A 22,350-nucleotide genomic window follows, 5' to 3' on the forward strand; every position below is an offset into this window, starting at 1 on the left:
GCGATGCATGCTGGGCAGTTGGACGTTACCACCGAACTGGTGGAAGGACTGATCCGGGAGCAGTTCCCGGAGTGGAGCGCTCTCGCGGTCCGCGCCGTTCGTTCGCACGGCACCGTCAACGCGTTGTTCCGGATCGGCGACGAACTGGTCGCGCGGCTGCCGATCAGGCCCGGCGACCAGGCTGCGACGCGCAAGGAGCTCGACGACGAGGCCGACGCCGCACGCCGGCTCCGCGCCATGTCGCCGTACCCGACGCCGGAACCGATCGCGATCGGCGATCCCGGTGCGGGGTACCCGCTGCCCTGGGCCGTCTACAGCTGGCTGGACGGGACCATCGCGTACGACGCGGATGTCGCCGGATCGACCGAGTTCGCCGAGGATCTGGCGCGGTTCGTGCTGGCGCTGCGAGCGGCGCCGACCGAGGGCCGCGTGTTCACCGGCCCGTGGCGGGGCGGCGTACTGACATCGCAGGACGAGGCCGTCGCCGACGGACTGCAGCGCAATCGCGGGATCATCGACGTCGACGCGCTCGCCCGCCTGTGGGCCGAGCTGCGCACCACCCCGCGCACCGAGCCGGACGTCTGGGCGCATCGCGACCTGATGCCCGGCAACCTCCTGGTCGCGGACGGCCGCCTGGCCGGCGTCATCGACGTGGGCACGCTCACGGTCGCGGACCCGGCGATCGATCTCCAGGCCGCCTGGAACCTTCTGGACGCGCAGGCCCGCTCGACCTTCCGTGCCGCGCTCGGCAGTGACGACGACGAGTGGCGTCGCGGCATGGGCTGGGCCTTCGCCCAGGCCGTCAACTGCCTCTGGTACTACGTCGAGACCAACCCGGTCATGTCCCGGACCGCCCACCACACGTTGACCGCGCTCCTCACTGCCGCGTAGCCACGAACACGAACTCCTTGCCCGGCCGATCCGGAGCCCCCCGCACCTCGTCGATGCTGAACCCGGCCAGCGACTCTTCCAGCTCACCCCGTTCGCGGAATCGCAGCGTCGAGTCCGACGTGAGTACGGCGCCATCCGACCCGAAGACGTAGGTGCCCCGGAAGCACACGAACGGCAACTCCACGCCGATCAGGTCGGACCAACTCTCCACCGTCTCGCCGCCCGCGACCAACTTCTGCTGGTACGTGTTCTCCCGTGTCCACTCCTCCCACGCCCGCTGCGCCGGATCGCGGGTCTCGAACACGAACCGCCCGCCGGGCCGAAGTGCATCCCGTACGCCGCGCACCGTCGCCGACCACTCCTCATCGGTCAGGAACACCTGCGCCACGTTCCCCGTCATCACCGCGAGATCTACCTGCAGCGGCGGCAACGTCGTCGCGTCACCGTGAATCCAGCGCACCCGATCGGCGAACTCCTTGCCTCGAGCAACCTCCAGCGACGCCTCCGCGGGATCGACCCCGACGACCTCGATCCCGTCCTTGGCCAGGAGACAGGCCAGCTCACCCGTCCCGCAGCCGACATCCAGCACCTGCCGCGCGCCGAACTCCGTCACCATCGCGGTGTAGTGCTCCAGATCGCCGCGATCCGCATCCAGCGCGTCATACACCGCCACCAACCGAGGCACCCCGAACAACGCATCAACCATCCCGCGACGCTAACCCCACCATCCACTTCCCGGCGACCGAATTCCGAAGCACCACGTCGACAGGTTGTGCCGTTCGACAGGACGTAGAGGTCTACGCATATGCCCCACCCCGCCTGCCGAGTGACCGGGGAACGGCTGCGAGCCCCCTACCTCCTGTCGGTCTGCACACCTATGAGGTGGCACCGGTGTAGCGGCGCAGGCCGGCTCGCCAGGCCTGGGTTGCCAGCACAGCGGCACCTGCGGCCGCTGCCACGCCAGCCGCAAGGACACGAACCTGCGGGCCGCGCAGCAGAGCGGCGGTTGGAACCGATGCGATCAGCGCCATCGGGAACACATACGTCAGCAGCACGCGGATCGGCCGGGCGAACACATCCGTTGGATACCGCCCGAGCTGCCAAGCGGAGTGGTAGAACACGTCGAGCTGCAACTTCGGCGCCCAGAACGCCAAGCAAGCCAGCAACACTCCAAGCGCCCACGTCACCACCAGCGCCGCCACGACCAGCGCAACCCAGCTCGCCACACCGCCCGGACTCGGCGACGCGTCGGCCGCGCCGATGCCCCACCCGAGCACCCCGAGCCCCAGCACGAACTGGATCAACGCCAACGGCGACGACAGCGACAGACTCGCCAGGAACAAACTCGATGCCGGCTGCAACAAATACCCGTCGAGCCTGCCGTTGCGGATCCCGGTCTCCGGGAACCAGGACAGATTCGGATCGATGAACGTCCCCCGCAACCCGGTGATCAACTGATACGTGCCGATCAGCACCAGGAACTCCGCCTTCGACCAGCCCGCCAGGCTGTCGGCCCGGGTGAACACGATCAGTACGGCGGCGATCGCCGTACCGAGGCCGGTGAACGCCAGCAGCACATCGAAGACCAGGTTGATCCGGAACGCGACGCTGCGCCGCAACGACATCGAGAAGCCCGCACCCAGCAGGCGAAGCAGCTTCACGATCCCACCGCCGTGTACCGCCGTACGCCGGCTCGCCAGACCGCTGTGACAACGACGATCAACACCGCCACCCAGAAGAGCTGATATCCGAGCGCGGCCGTCAGCGATCCTTCGTACGGCGTACCAGCCGCGATCTCGGCCGGGAGCCCGTTCATGCCGTAGAACGGCGACGCCTGGGCGATCTGGCGCCACAGGTCCGGCAGGAAGTCGATCGGCGCCGCAGTACCACCGAACAGGAAGATCAACTGACTGCCGAAGCCCACGACCGCATGGACGCGATCGGTCCAGAACGCGGTTGTCGACAAGAGGAATGTCCACAAGAAGACAAGCACCGCGGCGAGTGCCACGCACGGGACGCTCAGCAGCACCGACCGCCAGTCGAAGCCGGCCTGGAGCGAGATCCCGGTCAACAGCACGATGGGCGCACCGAGGAGGGTGAGCCAGGCACGGATGGCGAGATTCTCGCCGAGTACGCCGATCACCACCGGCTGCGGGCGGAGGAGTTCGTGGCTGAGTGTCCCGTCGTAGATCCGTTCGGAGAAGGTGTGTTGCTCGAACGACTCGGTCATCAACGTCACGAGGATGATGGCGACGTAGTACCGCGCGATCCCCGGATCGTCCGGGTACACCGCCGACCAGACGAACAGCCCGATCAACGGCGCGACGACCGCTTGGACGACGAGAGTCAGCAGGAACCACCAGGCGCCCGACCAATCCAGCACCTGTTGACGGATGCGGAACCCGAGCAGGTGCGCGGTTCTCATCGCAGGCCTTCACGATATGCCCGGTCGATGACCTTCTCCAGCGGTGGTTCCTCGATCGACAGGTCCACGACGTCGAGAGCTTGGAGCAGTCGAGAAGTCGTCTGCGCGACGTCATCCCGTGGGACCCGGAGCACCCACTGGCCCTCCGATGACTCGACCACTTCGCCGAACTCGTCCGGGTCCCCATCGCCGCGCGCCGCGATCCGGATCAGCTTGTACGGCGACAGTCGTGCGGACAGCTCCGCGAGTGGACCGTCGTACTCGACCCGGCCTTGGTCGATCAGGATCAGCCGCGGGCACAACGACGCGACATCGGCCATGTAGTGGCTGGTCAGCAACACGGTGGCGCGCGTCTGTCGCACGTAGTCGGCGACGAACTCGCGGATCTGACTCGCCGCGGTGACGTCGAGCCCGATGGTCGGTTCGTCGAGGAACAGCACCTCGGGCCGGTAGATCAGCGCCATCGCGAGCCCGATCCGCATCCGCTCGCCGAGGCTCAGCGCGCGCAACTGCCGCTCGAGCAGTGGCCCGAGTTTCAGGAGTTCTTCCAGGTCGCCGAGCGTACGGCGGAAGTCCGGGTGCGGGATGTCGTAGAGGAGGCGCTGGTACTCGAGCGAGTCCATCGCCGTCAGCTCCTGGGAACCGCCGACCGGCTGACTGCCACGCACGAAGGCGATCCGCTTCAGGAAGGTGGAACGACGCTGCCACGGGACAGACTCGAGGACGCGAACCCGGCCGCCGGTCGGGTGCAGGATGCCCGACAGGATCTTCATCGTGGTGGTCTTGCCGGCTCCGTTCGGACCGATGAACCCGACGACCTCACCTGGCTCGATCGTGAACGACACCTGGTCGAGTGCCTGGACTTCGCGATACTCACGCCGTACCAGGGAACCCAGCGCCGCGCGGAGGCCGCCTTTGCGGACCGGGGCTTTGTAGGACATGGACAGTTGGTCGACCTCGACAACAGTCATGCGCCGACCGTAGAGAGAAAACACGCCAGCTGATGGCTTGTTTTCCTGACATAGTCGAACCATGCGCGCCGAACGGCTCCTCCGACTGCTGCTGCACCTGCAGACCCGCGGTCAGTCGACGGTGGACCAGCTCGCGCAGTCTTTGGAAGTCTCGCCGCGGACCGTGCAGCGCGACCTCGACGCGCTCAGCCTGGCCGGCGTTCCCGTCTACTCGATCCGCGGCCGCGGTGGTGGGTGGGCACTGCTCCCCGACTACCGGAGCCGGCTCACCGGGCTCACGCCGTCCGAGGTGATGTCGGTCTTCGTCGGTGCGACCGCCCAGGTGCTGGCCGATCTGGGTCTCGACGCGTCCAGCGATCAGGCCGTGTCGAAGCTGATCGCCTCGTTGCCCGAGGGGACGCGACGCGAGGCCGAGTTCGCCCGCCAGCGGCTGCTGATCGATCACGCCGGCTGGGACGACCGGCGCGAGGTGCCGCGCTGGCTCGACCTGTGCCGTGAGGCAGTCTGGGAGGAACGCCGGATCACGATCACGTACGCCGACCGGACCGACCCGTTCACAGTCGCGCCCTCGGCCTGGTCGCCAAGGCCCGCACCTGGTACCTCGTTGCGGCCCGCTCCGACGGCCGCCTCCGCACCTACCGCCTCGGCCGCCTCACCTCAGCAACCCTCACCGACAACACGTTCACGCGACCACCCGACTTCGACCTCGCCCACTACTGGGCCGACTCCCAACGCGAGTTCCGCGCCACCCGCCCGTCGTACCCGATCGTCCTCCGCGTCCGCGACCACGCCGTACGCCGCTTCCGCCCAACCACCCCACTCGTCCCCTCCGGCGACGACGGCTGGTGGATCATCCACGCCGACCTCGAAAACATCCACGAAGCCCGAGCCGCCGTCCTAGCCCAAGCCGGCGACGCCGCGGTCGTCGCCCCACCAGAACTAGCAGATCTGGTCCGCGACGCCTCGGACGCGATCTCCGTCTTACACACTCGGGCGACTCGCCCGACTGTCCATGGCGACAACTAGCTTCAACAGGCATGAGCACCCCATGGACCATGGTCTTGGCCGCCGTCGCCGAGCAACTGAACGGTGGCCGCATCGAGTGGATGCTCCTCGGCAGCGCAGCAACTGCGCTCAGCGGTTGGTGTGGCACGAGCGGGACACCCGGAACTGCGACGGACTGTCCGTCCCGACCGTCCGATCGAGGTGCAGCTCGCCACCATGGCCGCCCGGCAGCAACACACCCGGATCGACGCAACCATCGTCTTCTTGCATGACATGGACTTCAGTCGGCCAGCTCGGCCATCGCGGATCGGAGACCTTCCATGGCCTCCTCGAACCGCGGCAGTTCCGTCGCCGGTACACCGTTGCTGAGAGCAACTTCTCGCCACCCTGCAACACCGGCCAGGACCTCGTGCAGGATCCGCCGGCATTCCTCCGCCGGCAATCGGAAGGACTCCGCGTAGGCCATCAGCCCAGTCAGCTCGTCGCCACGACCGTGGGCGCCGCCAATCCCGGTCACTCGCTGGGCTCCGGCATCCGGGTTCGGGTTGATGTCGAACGCCGGCGCCAACCGCCAGCCTGAGGCCCCGTCCCGGAGAAAGCCATGGTTGCGCAGGTGGTCGTCCGTGTTATGAATAGCGACCGAGAAAGCGATCCGCCGCCATAGCTGCCGTAGATCGACGCTGACCCGCGACCCGAACTCGGTCAAGGTCTCGGCCACCTCGAGGTAGTCGCCCGGGCTCCCGTCCCGGCCCTGGACCAACGTCATCGCGCTCATGTACCCGATGCGCCGACCGTTCTCGCGATCGAATCGATCCAGCACGAGGACGGGTCTGCCACCGACCGTGGCGAGTTGTCGGGCAGGCACCTCGATGCCGGCACGTTCCGCCAGGTCTAGAGCTGTCTTCTCCCACGCGATGACATCCCAGTCATCGCCGTGATGCGGAAACTTGGCGATGAGCAAGCGGTCGCCGTCGCGCACCGAAGCCTTCGGCCGAGCACCACCGAGCGATCCCGAGCCGGCGTCCAGCAGATCCTTGACGGCGGCCATGTCGTCGGGATCGCGGGCCACCGCGTCGGCGGCACGCAGCAGCCTCGGCAGTTCCACAAGCTTGGGAACAGTCAGGTCCGGATCGACGTATGGCCCGTCAGCCTGGATGCGGAACCGCAGCGCTCCCTGCCGAGTCAGGTCGCTGACACCCAACAGAGAGTCGACATCGCTGATCGACGGCAGTGTCTTTTCGTCCCGAAGCGCTCTGAGCCGCATCAGCTTGGCGATCAGATTCTTCCCCCAGCGGTCCGGAGAGCAGTCGCTGAACGACCCCGGCAGACCGGCGAAGACGTGATTGCCCTGTGCCAGCGGGGCCGCGGGGTCGATGGCATACGCATCCGGCCGTGCGAGGTACACCTCGGCGTAGCGGAGCGTCGTCGACAGCACGTTGTGACGGCGGCTGAAGTACGCGACGCCGACGTCGATGGGTCGACCGGCAAACTCGACCGACACCAGCACAGCATCGCTCATCGCCGAACCCGCTTCGGCAGAACCTGATCGGCGCGGGCACGCCCCAGGTCGGTCTCATACGGGTCGAGCGCATCGACGAGCCGATCCAGAGTGCCGAGCACCCGGGCGACATTGAGGAACGCCTCGAGGCCGACGGTCGTCTCACCGCGCTCGAGGTTACGCAGGGTGGTCCGCGAGATGCCGGCCCGGTCCGCGACCTGCTCGGCTGTGAGGCTCTGAAGTTTGCGCCACGCGGTCAGGTGCGCACCGATCCGCTGGGCGGCGAGGCGCGTTCGCACCGGCACAGCCGATGGCGCCATAGCTATCACCTCTCCAATCGCCAGTAAGGGCAAGCACGCTAGCCATTATAGCCGCTAATGCTCAGCAGAGCTGCCATTACCGCGACGCGCTTCTCGAAGCCGGCGAGCGTTCAACCCGGGAGAGGTTCAGACATTGAAGCGGAACTCCACGACGTCGCCGTCTTGCATGATGTAGTCCTTGCCTTCCATGCGGACTTTGCCGGCGGAGCGGGCGGCGGTCATGGAGCCGGCGTCCATCAGGTCGGTGTAGGAGACGATCTCGGCCTTGATGAAGCCGCGCTGGAAGTCGGTGTGGATGACGCCGGCGGCCTCGGGGGCGGTGGCGCCGCGCTTGATCGTCCAGGCGCGGGATTCCTTCGGACCGGCGGTCAGGTAGGTCTGCAGGCCGAGGGTGTCGAAGCCGACCCGGGCCAGTACGTCGAGGCCGGGCTCGTCGATGCCCATCTCGGCGAGCATCTCGCGCGCCTCGTCCTCGTCCCCGAGCTCGACCAGCTCGGCCTCGAACTTCGCGTCCAGGAAGATCGCCTCGGCCGGCGCGACCAGATCCCGCATCTGCTGCTTGAGCGGCTCGTCGGCGAGCTCGTCGGCGTCGCAGTTGAAGACGAACAGGTACGGCTTGGCCGTCATCAGCATGAGTTCGCGGATCGCGTCGCGGTCCACGTCGGTCGCGATGATCGGCGTACCGGCCTCGAGGTGCTTCTGCGCGGCCCGGACAGCCTCCAGGACGACGGCGCTCTCCTTCTTCAGCCGGGCTTCCTTCTCCAGCCGCGGGATCGCCTTCTCGACGGTCTGCAGGTCGGCCAGGATCAGCTCGGTCTGGATCGTGGAGATGTCGTCGGCCGGCGAGACCTTGCCGTCGACGTGGGTCACGTCGTCGTCACGGAACACCCGGGTGACCTGGCAGATCGCGTCCGACTCGCGGATGTGGCTGAGGAACTTGTTGCCCAGCCCCTCACCCTCGGACGCACCGCGGACGATCCCGGCGATGTCGACGAACTGCACGGTGGCGGGGATCACCTTCGCGGAGTTGTAGAGCGCGGCCAGCTTGCCCAGCCGTGCGTCCGGTACGCCGACCACACCGACATTCGGCTCGATGGTCGCGAACGGGTAGTTCGCGGCGAGCACGTTGTTCTTGGTCAGCGCGTTGAACAGGGTGGACTTGCCCGCGTTGGGGAGTCCGACGATTCCAATGGTGAGTGCCACGGGCGTCAAGGTTACGCGGCCGGGGCCCTCGCACCCCAATCCGGAGGCTTTCAGAGCAGGAAGGCCTCCAGTTCGGCGCCGTACCAGCGGTTGGTGCGGCCGATCGAGCGCATGCCGAGGCGGCGGCAGACGGCGAGCGAGGCGGCGTTGTCCGGGCGGACCACCGCGTAGATCTCGCCGAGCCCGGCCTTGAAGCCGTGCGCGATCGCGCCGCGCGCCGCCTCCGTCGCCAAGCCCCGGCCCCACGCGTCCGGGTGGAAGTGCCAGCCGACTTCGATCTCGCCCTTGCTCGCGGTCCCGTCGGACGGCTGGGGCAGTGGCACGAGGAGGACAGTCCCCGCGACCGTGCCGGTCGACCGCTCCTCGACGGCCCAGACGCCGTACGTCGGGTCCTGGTTGCGCGCGTTCCAGCGCTCGATCACCTTCGCGGCGGCGCCACGGTCGGCCATCACCCGCGGCTCGGCGCCGAGCCAGCGCGACACCTCCCAGCGGCGGTAGATGTCGAACACCCGGTCCTCGTCGGTGTCCACCCAGTCGCGCACGACGAGCCGGTCTGTCTCGTAAACCACCTTGGGATCCATCGCGGCACCTCCCCATCGCTTGCCGAATCATCTATCCGTCCCAACCAGTCGAGGGCAAGCGACGTCTCCACTCTGTGACCAGTTGGAAGATCACCGGCCGAGTTCGGTTGCCTCCAATTCCTGCGGTTCGGGTGGCTCGAACTGGTGTCGTGCCTGTTCCCCGCGTGTCTGTTCGCCGGCCTCGCGATCTCGAAGTACGTCGATCTCCCGATCGCCCGGTACGACGCTCTGCTGCTCTACTGCCTCGGTCTGACACTCCTGTTCTGGGTGGTCGGGCTGGAGACATGGCGCGAGGTCGCGGTGATCTTCGCGTTCCACCTGATCGGGCTCGGGCTGGAACTGTTCAAGGTGCAGATCGGGTCATGGCAGTACCCGGGCGACGCGGTCACCAAGCTCGCCGGGGTGCCGCTGTTCGCCGGCTTCATGTACGCCGCGGTCGGCAGCTACCTGTGTCAGGCCTGGCGACGGTTCGACCTGCGGGTGAGCGGATACCGCCCGGTGCTGACCACGATCCTCGCCGTGCTGATCTACACGAACTTCTTCGCCCACCATTGGCTGCCCGACCTGCGCATCCCGATCGCACTCGGTCTGCTGATCGCACTCCGCCGTACCTGGGTCTTCTACACGGTCGGCGCACGGCGTCATCGCATGCCGCTCGCGGTGGCGTTCGGACTGATCGGCTTCTTCCTGTGGATCGCGGAGAACTTCGGCACCTTCCTGGACGCGTGGAACTACCCCGACCAGGTCAACGTCTGGCACCTCGTCCACCCGGCCAAGTTCGGCGCGTGGGCGCTGCTGGTCAGCATGAGCTTCGTCCTGGTCGCCAGCATCAAGTCCCTCGAAGGCCGCCTCTACCACCGCGGCGTACCCGCAACGGTCGCGACCCCGCAGGCGACCACCATCACAGCCGCCGACCTCGGCGCGGCGGAAAGCGCGACAGGGAGCCCGGCTGAGAGCGCGGCAGGAAGAGCGACGGGAAGCCCGGCGGAGAGCGCTGCCGAGACCACTGCAGAGCGCGCGGCGGAGAGCACTGCAGAGGCCAGGGCAGAGCGCGCGGCGAGGAGCCAGGTGGAGACTGCGGCGATCGCTGAGACCTCACCGCAACATGACGGCGCCAACCGGAGCGGACAGTAGGGCGTCTCCTTCCATGTGAGGCTCCTGAGCGGGAGCGACTGGGGAACATCCGCCCGATCTGCAAGGGAGCATCATGTCCCGAAAGTTCGCCGCGTTCGTCGCGACCGGAGTGGCGCTGGCCGTCGTCGTCGGATCGTTGCTGGTCCTGGCGCTCGGACATTCGCGGCCGCCGAAGCCGGCCGCCGCGACCACGCAGACGTCGCCCACCACCCCGTCCCCGACGCCAACCGAGACCCCCAGCGTCAACGCTCCGCCGTCGACGCCGCACCGGCCCGCCCCGAACCCGACCGCAGCGCTTGCCGCAGGCAACAAAAAGGTTCTGTTCCTGAGCTTCGACGACGGTCCGGACCCACTGTGGACACCGAAGGTCCTCCAGACGCTGGCGAAGCACGGCGCCCACGCGACCTTCTTCGAGCTCGGCGGTATGCAGGCCGCGCACCCAGGACTGCGCGAGCAGGTGCTTGCCGCCGGCAACACCATCGGCAGCCACTCGATCACGCACCCGCAGCTGACCGCGATCTCGCCGGCCAGGCGGCACCACGAGATCTTCGACGGACCGCGGTCGACCTGCTTCCGCCCGCCGTACGGCGCCTCGAACCCGAAGGTCCGCGCCGACATCAAGGCCGCCGGCATGGTCCAGGTCCTCTGGGACGTCGACCCCCGCGACTGGGCCCGCCCCGGCACCCAGGCGATCGTGCACAACATCCTGACTCACGCGCACAACCACAACATCATCCTCCTTCACGACGGCGGCGGAAACCGCTCGGAGACGGTCGCCGCCCTGGACAGGGTCCTGCCCCTCCTCGAAGCCCAGGGCTACTCGTTCCCAGCCATGGACTGCTGACTTTCAGCTTGCCAATCGAACCCGGTCCACACCCGGCACCGAGGCGGCATTCTCCCGGCACTTTCCCGGCGCTCCGGCGTGATGCGCCGAAACTGTCGGTGGAGTTCGGCACTATCTGTGACATGACCGGTACGACGGTGTTGTTGGTGCTGCTGTTTCTCCTGGTGGGGTTGCTGCTCGGGGCGGTGTTCGGTGTGCTCTGGGTGCGCGGGCGCGACGGGGCTCAACTGGCTCGCGTGACGGCTGAGCGGGACGCGGCCGAGGATCGGGTGGTGGAGCTGACCGGCGAGCGGACCGCGGTCGGACAGCAGATGTCCGGGCAGGCGGTGGTGAAGGACGCGCTGGATCGCCTGCACGCACAGCTGAATCAGCTCGAGCAAGGTCGCGCGGCCTGGCAGAGCCAACTCCATCAACAGGTCAACGAAGTGCGGATCAGCGGCGAGGCGCTGCGGCGCGAGACGGCGTCGCTGTCGACCGCGCTGCGCAAGCCTCAGGTGCGCGGGCGTTGGGGTGAGCTGCATCTGCGTCGGACTGTCGAGCTGGCCGGGATGGTGGCGCATTGCGACTTCACCGAGCAGACGACGACGGTCGGCGAGGACGGGCTGCTGCGGCCGGACCTCGTCGTGAGGCTTGCCGAGGGCAAGAATCTCGTCGTCGACTCGAAGGTGCCGCTGGCAGCATTCCTGGAGGCGACCGAGTCGGACGACGCCGACTTCCGCGAGGACCGATTGCGGGCCCACGCCCGGCATCTGCGGATCCACGTCGATCAACTGTCGGCGAAGGCGTACTGGACAAGACTGTCGCCGTCACCGGAGTTCGTCATCCTGTTCGTGCCCGGCGAGTCGTTCCTGTCCGCCGCGCTCGACGTTGAGCCGTCCCTGCTCGAGTACGCCGCTGAGCGCCGGGTGATCCTGGCGACACCGACGACGCTGATCGCCACCCTGCGCGCGGCGGCGTACGCGTGGAACCAGTCGGCGCTGACCGAGTCCGCCCAGCAGGTCTTCGAGCTCGGACGCGAACTGTACGAACGTCTCGGCACCATGGGCGATCACCTCGGCCGGGTCGGTCGCTCCCTGACCGCCGCTGTCGAGGCCTACAACGGCACCGTCGGCTCCTTCGAGCGACGCGTCTTCATCACCGCCCGCAAGCTCCGCGACCTCCACGTCACCGAAGCCGAACTCACCGCGATGGAATCCATCGAAGCCTCCGTCCGCCCACTCACCGCGCCCGAATTCGTCGCCCTGGAAGACCCCCACTCCACCCGACGCTGGCCCCCGCCCCAGACCGGCTGACCGAGTACGCGCGGCATACTGGCCACGCCGACCTCATCCGCGAGTCGATCGACGGCCTCGTCGGCGAGGGCGCTCCGCGCGGAGACGCGTCGGCCTGCCCATCGCTGCACGCACCCCACGCCTGTCGGAAAGCCGACAGGCGTGGGGTGTTGACAGTGGGGGGTCGGATTGCGGAACGATGAGAGCGCTCTCTCGGTCGTTCGGCGGTCTACCGTCCCTCGCCGTTCGGACCTGAGCGCCGGTTCGGATCCTGCTGCCGCCTGGTGGTGCGGCAGGTCGGCCGGCGCGTCGCCTTCTCGTACGGGACTGACCTGAGGAGGAACTGTGCGGTCCAGAATTCGCGTACTGGCGATCGTCGCGGCTGCGGCGAGTGTTGCCGGCGTCATCACAACAAGCGTCGACCGGTCGGCAGAGGCTGCTGTGCCGGCAACCATTCCCTTGCAGATCACTAACAACTCCGGCCGCGGTGACGCGGTCTACGTCTACAACCTGGGCACCAACCTGGCCACCGGACAGCAGGGGTGGGCCGATGCCGCAGGCAACTTCCATGCCTGGCCGGCCGGCGGCAACCCGCCGACTCCCGCCCCGGACGCGTCAATCGCCGGGCCCGGCAACGGGCAGTCGGTCACGATCCGGATGCCGAAGTTCTCCGGCCGCGTGTACTTCTCCTACGGACAGAAGCTGGTCTTCAAGCTGACCACAGGCGGATTGGTCCAACCCGCCGTACAGAATCCGACCGATTCGAACCGCAACATCCTGTTCAACTGGTCGGAGTACACGCTCAACGACTCGGGGCTGTGGATCAACAGCACTCAGGTCGACATGTTCTCCGCGCCGTACGCCGTCGGAGTGCGGCTGGCGGACGGGAGCACCAAGACCACCGGTCACCTCGTGGCCGGCGGCTACAACAACTTCTACAACGCGCTGCGCGGTCAGCCGGGCGGCTGGGCCAACCTGATCCAGACGGCACCGGATGGTTCGGTACTGCGTGCGCTCTCGCCGACGTACGCCGTAGAGACGGGTGCGCTCCCGGCGAACGTGATGGACGACTACGTGAACCGGGTGTGGGCGAAGTACAGCAACGAGACCCTCACGGTCACCCCCTTCGGCGACCAGCCGAACACCAAATACTTCGGTCGCGTCTCCGGCAACGTCCTGAACTTCACCAACAGCTCGGGCGCCGTCGTCACCTCGTTCCAGAAGCCGGACGCGGCCAGCATCTTCGGCTGCTTCAAGTTGCTCGACGCACCCAACGACCAGGTCCGCGGGCCGATCTCGCGCACCTTGTGCGCCGGCTACAACCGCTCCACCCTGCTCGTAAACCCGAACCAGCCCGACCCGAACAGCAGCAACTTCTACAAGGACACCGTCACCAACCACTACGCCCGCAAGATCCACGCCCAGATGGCTGACGGCAACGCGTACGCGTTCGCCTTCGACGATGTCGGCAACCACGAGTCCCTCGTCCACGACGGCAACCCCCAGCAGGCCAACCTCACCCTCGACCCGTTCAACTGAGGGCTTGACTCCGGACTTGGTTAGTGGCAGCTTACCGTTCGTGGGGACTTACGGATTGCTGGAGGCGGCGGGCCCGGTGCTGGACGCACTGGGAGATCCGACGCGGCGGGTGATTCTGGAGACTTTGCGGCGGGGCGGGCCCAGCTCGGTCACTGCGTTGGCCGAGCGGGTGCCCGTCAGCAGGCCGGCGATCTCCCAGCATCTGAAGGTGCTGGGGGCCGCCGGGCTGGTCGACCACGAGTCGCGCGGGACGCGGAACATCTACCGCGTCGACCGGGCCGGGCTCGACGAGCTGCGCGAGTGGCTCGACCAGTTCTGGGGTGACGCACTGGATGCGTACGCCGATCACGTCCGGCGGACCGAGATCCGTGCGGACGAGCCGCCCACGGCTGGGCGCCGTACCAAGGAGGAGCGGGGATGACTGTGGAGCAGGGGCTTGCGCCGCTGGTGAAGAAGGTTGTCGTGCCAGTTGGTGTGGAGCGGGCGTTCGAGGTGTTCACGGCGGAGATGTCGGCGTGGTGGCCATTGCCGTCGCATTCGGTCGGGGAGGACCAGGCGCGCGAGGTGCGGCTCGAGGGAGCCGTGGGTGGGCGGATCGTCGAGTACGGCGACGACGGCGAGATCGCAACCTGGGGCACGGTGTCGGACTGGGATCCGCCGAAGTCGGTCAGCTTCACCTGGCACCCGGGCAGCGATCCGCAGCAGGCGGGGCAGGTGACAGTCACGTTCACGCCCGTCGGCGACGGTACCGAGGTCGAACTCGTGCACAGCGGCTGGGAGCGCCGTCCCGACGGCGTCCGTGCTCGCACTGGCTACGACACTGGCTGGGACTACGTCCTGGGCCGGTACGTGACCTCCTGGCAGTAGGCCTCGACTTGGTCGCCGTACACGCCTGATAGTTGGCAGATGGCGAACGCTCCCGTTGATGCTCGCGCCCTGGAGGCCTCGCTGCGGCCGCATGGCGAGTCGGTCATGCTGCCGCGCGAGGCGTACACCGATCCGGCCGTACTCGCGTGGGAACGCCGGCACTTCTTCGCCGGAAGCTGGACGTGTCTCGGCCGACTCGACGAGTTGTCGGCTGGTACGACGCATCGCGCGGTGACCGTCGGCGACATAGGGGTCGTGCTGACCTTCAGCCAGAGGCCGCGCGCGTTCGCCAACACCTGCAGGCATCGCGGGCACGAACTGCTCCAGCGGGACGAGTCCAGCGATCGCCGCGCCGTGATCTGCCCGTATCACGGCTGGTCGTACGAGCTCGACGGCGCGGTGAAGACGGCACCCCGGATGGGCGAGGACTTCGACCCCACGCCGTACAACTTGGTCGAGTTGCCCGCCGAGGCGTGGCACGGCTGGCTGTTCGTGAATGCGACCGGTACGGCGGCGTCGTTCGCCGAGCATCTCGGTGGGATCACCGACCTGGTCGCGCCGTACGCGCCGGAAAGTCTCGTCCTGAAGGCGCGGCACGAGTACGACGTGGCGTCGAACTGGAAGACGATCGCCGAGAACTACCATGAGTGCTACCACTGCCCGCTGATTCACCCGGAGCTGTGCAAGGTCTCGCCGCCGACCTCGGGCGACAACTGGAACCTCCCGGGCGCGTGGATCGGTGGGCTGATGGACCTCCGCCCGGATGCCGAGACGATGTCGCTCGACGGGCGGTCGCGCGGGATCCCGTTGCCGGGCGTGGACCCGCGGCGGGTGAACTACCTCGGGCTGTTCCCCAACCTGCTGCTCTCGCTGCACCCGGACTACGTGATGACGCACCGCTTCGAGCCGCGCGCGCCGGGACTGACCGCGATCGAGTGCTCGTGGTACTTCCCCGCCGAGGTGACGGATCCGTCGTACGCCGTCGACTTCTGGGACGTCACGAATCGCGAGGACTGGGCTGCCTGCGAGTCGGTCCAGCGCGGCGCGGAGTCGCCGCACTTCCGCCCGGGCCCGCTGGCCCCCGCGGAGGACGCCGTCTACCAGTGGGTGACAATGATCGCCCGCGGATACCTGGGCAAGCCACTCAGCTGAGTCGGAAAGGTCACAACCTCCGCTGCGGCCGGTTGCGACTCAACCTTTTGATCCCACCCGGTCATCACACTTCTGACCGAGATGGACGAGATGGGGGTTGGGATGGATCCAGGACGCGACCACGAGTTCGCCGAGTTCGTGGACGGGCGGTTCACCGCACTGCAACGGTTCGGGTATCTGCTGACCGGGGAATGGCATCTGGCCGAGGATCTGGTGCAGACCTCGCTCACCAAGGTGTGGTTCCACCGCAACTCGCTGCGCAGCGGCAACGCGCTGGAGAGTTACACCCGGACCGTGATGGTGAACACCAGCACCCAGTGGTGGCGGCGGAAGTGGCGGGGTGAGACGCCGACCGAACAACTGCCCGAGGCGCACGCCCGGGAGCAGTACGGCGCCGTCGACGACCGCGACCTGTTGCTGCGGGCACTCGCCGAACTCCCCCGCCGGACCCGCGCGGCGCTGGTGCTGCGGTACTTCGAGGACCGGCCGGAAGCCGAGATCGCCCAGATCATGGGCTGCTCGATCGGCACCGTGAAGTCCACTGTCTCCCGCGGGCTGGCCAAGCTCCGCGAACACCACCTGCTCGACGCCGTTTCCGCTCCGGCCCAGAAGGAGGGCTGACCTATGACCGACGATCTCAAGGACAAGTTCGAGCGGCTCGTCGCCGATCCGCCGCCGCCGAGCGCGGTGCCCAGCGAGGCCGTGTTCGCGAAAGTCCGGACGGTACGGCGTCGCCGGACCGCCGGCGTGCTCACGCTGGCCGCGGCCGCGGTGGTCGCCGTCGCCGTTGCCGCAGGCAACATGACCGACATCGACAGCAGCCCGCCGGTGAGCCACACGCCCAGCGCACCGACCACCATCGTCACCGGCCCGCCGACCACCACGCCGACCACCGTGCCGACGGTCCGGCCACCGGCGAAGACCACGGGAACCTCAGGCGTGACGGGCGCGGTGCACACGCCGAAGAACAACACTCCACCGCCGTCGACCCCGAACACACCGGCCGCACCGCCGCTCGGGGTGCACATCAGCCTGAAGCCGACCGTGAAGGGGCGGCTCTTGACGATGAAGGTGACGCTGTCCGGGACCGCGCTGGTGCCGACGGCCGCGGGTGGCACGCCGCTGTCGACGGCGACCACGCCCTTCCTCGACCTGCTGGGCGGGACGCAGTACTTCTTCGGCGACGGCGGCCAGAGCGGCTCCGACGCCGGCGCGGTGAACTGCCTGAGCGGCACCAAACGAACCACCGGACACCAGACCTACACTCTGCAGGCCGAACCCGTAGGCACGCACACGTACTCGAAAGCCGGCACGTACAACTTCAGCTACACGGTCCGCTACTGCAGCACCAAGGGCTGGGTGCCGGTGACCAAGACCACGCAGGTGACGGTCAAATAGTCCAGGCGTGGTCGGAGGTGCCGGTCGTGGGGAGGCCGGCGGCCTTGAGGTCACTGCGGAGCTCACGAGGCAGGGCGAACGTCAAGCTCTCCTCGGCCGTGGTGACCTCTTGGACGTCGGCGTACCCGCGCTCGGCCAGCCAGCGCAGCACGTCGCGGACCAGGATCTCCGGCACGCTCGCGCCGCTGGTGACGCCGACGGAGTCGACGCCTGCCAGCCAGGACTCGTCGATCTCGTCGGCGTAGTCGACCAGGTAGCCCGCCTTGGCGCCATGCTCAACGGCGACCTCGACCAGGCGCACCGAGTTCGACGAGTTGCGGGAGCCGACGACGATCATCAGGTCGGCGTCGGCGGCCAGCTTCTTGACCGCGGCCTGGCGATTCTGCGTCGCGTAGCAGATGTCATCACTCGGCGGGTCCTGCAACTTCGGGAACCGCTCGCGCAACCGCCGCACCGTCTCCATCGTCTCGTCGACCGACAGCGTGGTCTGGGACAGCCAGACCACCTTCTCGGGGTCGCGGACGGTCACATTCGGTACGTCGCGCGGCCCGTCGACGAGGTGGATGTGCTCCGGCGCCTCGCCGCTGGTCCCGATGACCTCCTCGTGACCCTCGTGGCCGATCAGCAGGATGTCGTAATCGGTGGCCGCGAACCGCTTGGCCTCGTGATGCACCTTCGTCACCAGTGGGCAGGTCGCGTCGATCGTCTTCAGCTGCCGCGCGGCAGCCTCCTGGTGCACCACCGGGGCGACACCGTGTGCGGAGAAGATCACCGTCTGGCCCTCGGGCACCTCGTCGGTCTCGTCGACGAAGATGGCGCCGCGCGCCTGCAGGGTCTGCACGACGTGCTTGTTGTGCACGATCTCCTTGCGCACGTAGACCGGCGGCCCGTACAGATCGAGCGCCTTCTCCACCGCCACGACCGCCCGGTCCACGCCGGCGCAGTACCCGCGTGGCGCAGCGAGCAGCACCCGCTTGGTCCGCACGCCGGTCGTCGTACCAGGGTCGTCAGGCTGGGCAGTCACGCTCCCCATGGTACGGGCCACATGTGGCCCGCCGATCCCTACCTTTGTGAGCAGCATCACGACAGACGGTGCGTCGAGGAGCCGTCCGCCCTGTCCGGACGGCTCCCCCGTGGGAGGTGTTACCTGTGTTCAAGGATGCGGCCCGAACGCCTTGCCCGCAAAGGATTTTCCGCGCGCCCAAGCGCGGATCCGCGAGGGCGTTCAGCTCGAGGCCGTGGTGCTGGTTGAGCAGGACGCGCCAGGTCTTGGCGCCCTCGGTGATTTCGTGCGGCTGGTAGCCGGGCGGGACGGTCTTGGCCCGGTGGGGGTTCAGCGGGCCGTCGAAGTCGAGGAGCAGGAGTGGGCGCATCACTCAACGTTAGGTGCGCCGCGCAGGGTTTGTCGGTGCGGGGTCGTAGGGTCTGGGGGTGGCTTTGGAGACGTCGCCGGATGCACCCGCGGCCGTTCGCACGATTGCGAACGGGATCGCCAGCTGGATCAACCAGCTCGGCGCCGTGTGGGTCGAGGGGCAGCTGACGGACGTCTCGATCGGGCGCGGTACGACGACAGTGTTCGGGACCCTGCGCGACACGGACGCGGACATCTCGTTGCGGTTCACCTGCAATCGGAGGGTTTTCGAGGCCGTCGATCCGCCAGTGACCGACGGATCGCGCGTCGTGGTGAACGCGAAGCCGAACTTCTTCGCCCGGCGCGGCACGCTCGCGCTCGCGGTCAGCGAGATCCGGCACGTCGGCATCGGCGAGCTGCTGGCCCGGATCGAGCGGTTGAAGCAACTCCTCGCGGCCGAAGGGCTGTTCGCGTCGTACCGGAAGCAGAAGCTGCCGTTCCTGCCGCACACGATCGGGCTGATCTGCGGGCGTGACTCGGCGGCGGAGCGGGACGTCCTGGAGAACGCGAAGCGGCGGTGGCCGGCGGTCGCGTTCCGGATCGAGTACGCGTCGGTGCAGGGGCCGGCCGCGGCCGGCGAGGTGATGACGGCGCTACGGAAGCTGGACGCGGACGACACGGTCGAGGTGATCGTGATCGCGCGCGGCGGCGGATCGCTGGAGGATCTGCTGCCGTTCTCCGACGAGGGGCTGATCCGGGCTGTATCGCAGACGAAGACCCCGGTGGTGAGCGCGATCGGGCACGAGCCGGACTCGCCGCTGCTCGACCTGGTCGCGGACCTGCGCGCGTCCACGCCGACGGACGCGGCGAAGCGGATCGTGCCGGATGTGCGCGAGGAGCTGGACGGCGTACGGCTGCTGCGGGAGCGCGGACTGCGGGCGATCACTTCGTGGCTGGAGCGTGAGACGCATGCGCTGGCGGCTATCCGGAGCAGGCCTGCCCTGGCGGCGCCGGTGACGGATCTGCAACGGCGTTCCGATGAGATCGCGGCGCTGGTCGAGCGGAGCCGGCGGACGCTGACGCACCGCCTGGATCGCGCGAGTGACGACATCACCCACCGATTGGCGAGCGTACGGGCGCTGTCCCCGAAGGCGACGCTGGAGCGCGGGTACTCCGTGCTGCAGCTGGCCGACGGGAGCGCCGTACGGGAAGTGGCGCAGGTGGCGCCTGGCGACCTGCTGCAGGCGCGGGTCAGTGACGGCCGGTTCGCGGTCGAAGTCAAGTCCGAGGAGAACACGTGAGCGGCGACCGACCGGAGATTTCCTACGAGCAGGCCCGCGAGGAGCTCGTCGAGGTGGTCCGCAAACTCGAGGCCGGCGGCACGTCCCTCGAGGAATCCCTCGCACTGTGGGAGCGCGGCGAGGAGCTGGCGTCCACCTGCCAACGCTGGCTGGACGGCGCCCGCGAGCGCCTTGCCAAGGCCCAGGCCGCCCACGAGGAGAAGCCCACGCCCTAAGGGCTCAGCAGGTTCGTGGCGATGGCCTGAAGACCTGCCTTCATGCGCTCGAGGTCGAAGCCCTGCGTGCGCAGCGCACTGTGGAGGTCCGCCGCCAGCGGGGCCAGGAGGACATGGGCCGTGTAGTCGGCGTCGAGGTCCGGGCGGGCGGCTTCGATCAGGTGGGACAGGTGGCGGTGCCAGAGATGGTACGAGCCGATGCGGTAGCGCGCGCCGTCCGATGCGTTCTCGCTGTCCATGAACAGCTCGACATGACGATCGAGTAGGTCCAGGTAGGCGTCGAGGAAGGCCATCACCCGGACGACCGGCGGCGCGCCCGGGCCCAGCGGCGGCGGGCCGGTCAGGATTTTGGCCTGCAGTTCCTGCTCGCGCTCGTCGAGCAGCGCGACCGCCAGGCCGGCGCGATCACCGAAGCGGCGGAAGACCGTGCCTTTGCCGACGCCGGCCGCGGCGGCGATCGCATCGAGCGACACGTTCTTCACGCCCTGCTCGGTGAACAGGCGGTCGGCCGCCTCCAGCACCCGGAGCCGATTGCGCCGGGCATCCGCGCGTTCCGGGCGGGGTTCGCCGACGAGCGGCAGACCCCGTTGTGAAGCGGACTGCGGTCCGGTACTGTCGTTCATAAGACGGACTGTAGTCCGCTAACGACGTGGGAGGAAGCACATGAGCAACACCCCCGCCCGGATTGCGATCGCTTTTCACTCCGGATACGGCCACACCGCGAAGCAGGCCGAGGCGGTTGCCGCCGGTGCCAAGTCCGTGCCGGGCACGGTGACCGACCTCGTCCTCCTCGACGAGCCGCTGACCGACGACGTGTGGGCGCGGCTGACCGCTGCGGACGCGATCATCTTCGGAACACCGACGTACATGGGCAGCCCGAGTTGGGTGTTCAAGAAGTTCGCCGAGGAGAGTGTGCGGATCTGGGCCGCCGACCTGGCCTGGCGGGACAAGATCGCCGCCGGGTTCACCAACTCGAAGGCGATGTCCGGTGACAAGCTGAACAGCCTGGTCGACCTCGCCGTGTTCGCGGCGCAGCACGGGATGATCTGGGTCGGGCTGGACATCTACCCCGGCTGGGCGGAGAGCACCGCGAGCATCGAGGACCTCAACCGGCTCGGCAGCTGGCTGGGTGCGATGGCGCAGTCCGATGCCGATCTGTCGGCCGAGAAGGCACCACCGGCGACGGACCTGCGGACCGCGGCAACGCTCGGCGCTCGGGTCGCGACCGTCACGCAGCGGCACCTGCGGGGAGCGCTGGCGGCCTGATGGCGTGGCTCGTACTTCTCGCTGCTGCGGCGTTCGAGATTGCTTTCGCGCTCAGTCTGAAACCGAGCGAGGGCTTCAGCCGGCTCTGGCCGACGCTTGGCGTGCTCGTGTTCGGTGTCATCTCCGTCGTCCTGCTGGCCAGGACCCTGGACCGCCTCCCGGTCGGCACGGCGTACGCGGTGTGGACCGGCCTGGGCTCGGTCGGGGTGGTCACCCTCGGCATCGTCCTCTTCGACGAACCCCTGACCCCGGCCCGCCTCGCGTGCATCGCCCTGATCGTCAGCGGCGTCGTCGGCCTGCGGTTGGTCGGCGCCGAGTAGACGAACCGCCGGAACTCACTGCGGGGCGGCGAGGGCTAGTGCGGGGTGCGGCGGCGGGGGCGGGTGCGGCTGGGGAGGGGGACGGGGTGGGTGTCGTCGAAGGCGCCGGGGGTGACCGTGCCGGGGGCGGGGCTGTAGCCGGAGACCAGGCGGCGGTAGGAGTCCCAGGTACTGGCGCGCAGCGGAACGTTGCCGATGGCATCTACCTGGGTGATCGGGTAGTGGCCGTCCTCGATCAGGGCCCAGAGGTCGCCGTCATGGCGCAGCTGCCGCAGTTCGCCGAACAGCTCCCGGCCGAACCAGCACGGGTACCCGTGGCCGTCGGCGTACCGGATGACTCCGATCGGCGTCGCGGGTCCGGCAACCTCGGCGACGAGCGACCACACGGCGGCCGGCGTCACGCCAGGCTGATCGCCGAGCATTACGACGATGCCGTCGGAGCGGCGGTCGACCGCGTCCAGCGCCGGCACGATCGACGAGCTGCCGGTGTCCGCATGCGGTGACTCGACCACGCGAACGCCGTCCAGGTTGACCCGCTCATGGATCTGCTCCGACGCGCTACCCAACGTCACGATCAACTGGTCGAACCCGCACTCCTGGGCCGTCTCCAGCGTCGCGCCGAGCAGGGTTTCACCGTGATAGGCAAGCAATTGCCGCGGTACGCCGAGGTGCGGTGAACTCTCCGCGGCGAGTAGCAACCCCGTGACGAACATGGCCGCATCAACCCCCCGCCCGGGATGGCGCACTCACGTGAGGCTCCTTCGCGCTGTTTCCCCGAGCGTGGACAAGCCGAGCATT

General features: G+C 68.2%; 27 protein-coding genes and 1 pseudogene. 16 read left to right on the forward strand and 12 right to left on the reverse strand.

The window, feature by feature from the left end; all coding sequences use genetic code 11:
- Positions 1–3 precede the first annotated feature (3 nt).
- Positions 4–891 (forward strand): aminoglycoside phosphotransferase family protein, encoded by an 888-nt coding sequence (locus tag ACXC9Q_RS16905; protein WP_457057490.1) that lies wholly within the window; start codon positions 4–6, stop codon positions 889–891.
- Here the strand turns inward: ACXC9Q_RS16905 and ACXC9Q_RS16910 are convergent.
- From ACXC9Q_RS16910 to ACXC9Q_RS16925, 4 genes are all read right to left on the reverse strand, one after another.
- Positions 878–1,597, reverse strand: coding sequence for a class I SAM-dependent methyltransferase (locus ACXC9Q_RS16910; protein ID WP_457057458.1), 720 nt, complete (start codon positions 1,595–1,597; stop codon positions 878–880). The genes ACXC9Q_RS16905 and ACXC9Q_RS16910 overlap by 14 nt on opposite strands.
- 169 nt (positions 1,598–1,766) lie before the next feature.
- Positions 1,767–2,552, reverse strand: coding sequence for an ABC transporter permease (locus tag ACXC9Q_RS16915; protein ID WP_457057460.1), 786 nt, complete (start codon positions 2,550–2,552; stop codon positions 1,767–1,769).
- The gene (locus ACXC9Q_RS16920) at positions 2,549–3,316 is read right to left on the reverse strand and encodes an ABC transporter permease (RefSeq protein ID WP_457057461.1); all 768 of its coding nucleotides are present in this window, start codon (positions 3,314–3,316) and stop codon (positions 2,549–2,551) included. The genes ACXC9Q_RS16915 and ACXC9Q_RS16920 overlap by 4 nt, the downstream gene beginning before the upstream one ends.
- A complete protein-coding gene (locus ACXC9Q_RS16925) occupies positions 3,313–4,287 on the reverse strand; it encodes an ABC transporter ATP-binding protein (protein ID WP_457057462.1) in 975 nt (324 codons plus the stop codon). The genes ACXC9Q_RS16920 and ACXC9Q_RS16925 overlap by 4 nt, the downstream gene beginning before the upstream one ends.
- A 61-nt stretch (positions 4,288–4,348) precedes the next feature.
- On the opposite strand from ACXC9Q_RS16925, the pseudogene ACXC9Q_RS16930 reads away from it, so the two are divergent.
- Together ACXC9Q_RS16930 and ACXC9Q_RS16935 are read left to right on the forward strand one after the other, a co-directional pair.
- Positions 4,349–4,504, forward strand: a pseudogene (locus ACXC9Q_RS16930) (HTH domain-containing protein); the annotation flags it as partial.
- A gap of 356 nt (positions 4,505–4,860) precedes the next feature.
- Positions 4,861–5,313, forward strand: a complete 453-nt coding sequence (locus ACXC9Q_RS16935; protein WP_457057491.1) for a WYL domain-containing protein — start codon at positions 4,861–4,863, stop codon at positions 5,311–5,313.
- A 108-nt stretch (positions 5,314–5,421) separates the two neighbouring features.
- Here the strand turns inward: ACXC9Q_RS16935 and ACXC9Q_RS16940 are convergent, their stop codons facing one another.
- From ACXC9Q_RS16940 to ACXC9Q_RS16960, 5 genes are all read right to left on the reverse strand, one after another.
- Positions 5,422–5,562 (reverse strand): hypothetical protein, encoded by a 141-nt coding sequence (locus ACXC9Q_RS16940; RefSeq protein ID WP_457057463.1) that lies wholly within the window; start codon positions 5,560–5,562, stop codon positions 5,422–5,424.
- A gap of 10 nt (positions 5,563–5,572) precedes the next feature.
- Positions 5,573–6,811, reverse strand: coding sequence for a type II toxin-antitoxin system HipA family toxin (locus ACXC9Q_RS16945; RefSeq protein ID WP_457057464.1), 1,239 nt, complete (start codon positions 6,809–6,811; stop codon positions 5,573–5,575).
- Positions 6,808–7,110, reverse strand: a complete 303-nt coding sequence (locus ACXC9Q_RS16950) for a helix-turn-helix domain-containing protein (RefSeq protein ID WP_457057465.1) — start codon at positions 7,108–7,110, stop codon at positions 6,808–6,810. Before ACXC9Q_RS16950 ends, ACXC9Q_RS16945 begins: the two co-directional genes overlap by 4 nt.
- 126 nt (positions 7,111–7,236) lie before the next feature.
- Positions 7,237–8,313, reverse strand: a complete 1,077-nt coding sequence (gene ychF, locus ACXC9Q_RS16955) for a redox-regulated ATPase YchF (RefSeq protein ID WP_457057466.1) — start codon at positions 8,311–8,313, stop codon at positions 7,237–7,239.
- A 50-nt stretch (positions 8,314–8,363) separates the two neighbouring features.
- Positions 8,364–8,894 carry a GNAT family N-acetyltransferase gene (locus ACXC9Q_RS16960; protein WP_328526789.1) on the reverse strand — a complete coding sequence of 177 codons (531 nt, stop codon included), beginning with the start codon at positions 8,892–8,894 and terminating at the stop codon, positions 8,364–8,366.
- Between the two features lie 120 nt (positions 8,895–9,014).
- Between ACXC9Q_RS16960 and ACXC9Q_RS16965 the strand changes: the two genes are divergently transcribed.
- The 9 genes from ACXC9Q_RS16965 to ACXC9Q_RS17005 all read left to right on the forward strand — a co-directional run bounded on the left by ACXC9Q_RS16965 (position 9,015) and on the right by ACXC9Q_RS17005 (position 17,099).
- Positions 9,015–10,028 carry a DUF817 domain-containing protein gene (locus tag ACXC9Q_RS16965; RefSeq protein WP_457057492.1) on the forward strand — a complete coding sequence of 338 codons (1,014 nt, stop codon included), beginning with the start codon at positions 9,015–9,017 and terminating at the stop codon, positions 10,026–10,028.
- A gap of 73 nt (positions 10,029–10,101) precedes the next feature.
- A complete protein-coding gene (locus ACXC9Q_RS16970) occupies positions 10,102–10,872 on the forward strand; it encodes a polysaccharide deacetylase family protein (RefSeq protein ID WP_457057467.1) in 771 nt (256 codons plus the stop codon).
- 122 nt (positions 10,873–10,994) lie between these two features.
- Complete coding sequence (locus ACXC9Q_RS16975; protein WP_457057468.1) at positions 10,995–12,164, forward strand: DNA recombination protein RmuC; 1,170 nt, start codon at positions 10,995–10,997, stop codon at positions 12,162–12,164.
- Between the two features lie 324 nt (positions 12,165–12,488).
- Positions 12,489–13,682, forward strand: a complete 1,194-nt coding sequence (locus ACXC9Q_RS16980) for a glycoside hydrolase family 64 protein (protein ID WP_457057469.1) — start codon at positions 12,489–12,491, stop codon at positions 13,680–13,682.
- A gap of 40 nt (positions 13,683–13,722) precedes the next feature.
- Positions 13,723–14,103, forward strand: a complete 381-nt coding sequence (locus ACXC9Q_RS16985) for an ArsR/SmtB family transcription factor (RefSeq protein ID WP_457057470.1) — start codon at positions 13,723–13,725, stop codon at positions 14,101–14,103.
- Positions 14,100–14,549 (forward strand): SRPBCC domain-containing protein, encoded by a 450-nt coding sequence (locus tag ACXC9Q_RS16990; protein WP_457057471.1) that lies wholly within the window; start codon positions 14,100–14,102, stop codon positions 14,547–14,549. Before ACXC9Q_RS16985 ends, ACXC9Q_RS16990 begins: the two co-directional genes overlap by 4 nt.
- A 39-nt stretch (positions 14,550–14,588) precedes the next feature.
- On the forward strand, positions 14,589–15,701 hold the full coding sequence (locus ACXC9Q_RS16995) for an aromatic ring-hydroxylating oxygenase subunit alpha (RefSeq protein WP_457057472.1): 1,113 nt from the start codon (positions 14,589–14,591) through the stop codon (positions 15,699–15,701).
- A gap of 102 nt (positions 15,702–15,803) precedes the next feature.
- Positions 15,804–16,322: a SigE family RNA polymerase sigma factor gene (locus tag ACXC9Q_RS17000; RefSeq protein WP_457057473.1), complete on the forward strand. Its 519-nt coding sequence runs from the start codon at positions 15,804–15,806 to the stop codon at positions 16,320–16,322.
- A 3-nt stretch (positions 16,323–16,325) separates the two neighbouring features.
- Positions 16,326–17,099, forward strand: a complete 774-nt coding sequence (locus ACXC9Q_RS17005) for a hypothetical protein (RefSeq protein ID WP_457057474.1) — start codon at positions 16,326–16,328, stop codon at positions 17,097–17,099.
- Here ACXC9Q_RS17005 and ACXC9Q_RS17010 read toward each other — a convergent pair.
- The gene (locus ACXC9Q_RS17010) at positions 17,092–18,132 is read right to left on the reverse strand and encodes a 4-hydroxy-3-methylbut-2-enyl diphosphate reductase (protein WP_457057475.1); all 1,041 of its coding nucleotides are present in this window, start codon (positions 18,130–18,132) and stop codon (positions 17,092–17,094) included. The two genes, ACXC9Q_RS17005 and ACXC9Q_RS17010, sit on opposite strands and share 8 nt — an antisense overlap.
- Before the next feature lie 398 nt (positions 18,133–18,530).
- On the opposite strand from ACXC9Q_RS17010, the gene xseA reads away from it, so the two are divergent.
- Both xseA and ACXC9Q_RS17020 read left to right on the forward strand, forming a co-directional pair.
- The gene (xseA, locus tag ACXC9Q_RS17015) at positions 18,531–19,751 is read left to right on the forward strand and encodes an exodeoxyribonuclease VII large subunit (protein ID WP_329481335.1); all 1,221 of its coding nucleotides are present in this window, start codon (positions 18,531–18,533) and stop codon (positions 19,749–19,751) included.
- Complete coding sequence (locus ACXC9Q_RS17020) at positions 19,748–19,966, forward strand: exodeoxyribonuclease VII small subunit (protein WP_457057476.1); 219 nt, start codon at positions 19,748–19,750, stop codon at positions 19,964–19,966. Before xseA ends, ACXC9Q_RS17020 begins: the two co-directional genes overlap by 4 nt.
- On the opposite strand, the gene ACXC9Q_RS17025 is transcribed toward ACXC9Q_RS17020, so the two are convergent.
- On the reverse strand, positions 19,963–20,589 hold the full coding sequence (locus ACXC9Q_RS17025) for a TetR/AcrR family transcriptional regulator (RefSeq protein WP_457057477.1): 627 nt from the start codon (positions 20,587–20,589) through the stop codon (positions 19,963–19,965). The genes ACXC9Q_RS17020 and ACXC9Q_RS17025 overlap by 4 nt on opposite strands.
- 40 nt (positions 20,590–20,629) lie before the next feature.
- Between ACXC9Q_RS17025 and ACXC9Q_RS17030 the strand changes: the two genes are divergently transcribed.
- Positions 20,630–21,232, forward strand: coding sequence for a flavodoxin family protein (locus tag ACXC9Q_RS17030; protein WP_457057479.1), 603 nt, complete (start codon positions 20,630–20,632; stop codon positions 21,230–21,232).
- Entirely contained in the window at positions 21,232–21,552 is a 321-nt protein-coding gene (locus ACXC9Q_RS17035) for a DMT family transporter (protein WP_328526773.1), read from the forward strand. Before ACXC9Q_RS17030 ends, ACXC9Q_RS17035 begins: the two co-directional genes overlap by 1 nt.
- 35 nt (positions 21,553–21,587) lie before the next feature.
- Here ACXC9Q_RS17035 and ACXC9Q_RS17040 read toward each other — a convergent pair whose 3' ends face one another.
- Complete coding sequence (locus tag ACXC9Q_RS17040; RefSeq protein WP_457057480.1) at positions 21,588–22,265, reverse strand: nucleotidyltransferase family protein; 678 nt, start codon at positions 22,263–22,265, stop codon at positions 21,588–21,590.
- Positions 22,266–22,350 lie beyond the last annotated feature (85 nt).

Source organism: Kribbella sp. CWNU-51 (genome assembly GCF_054073265.1).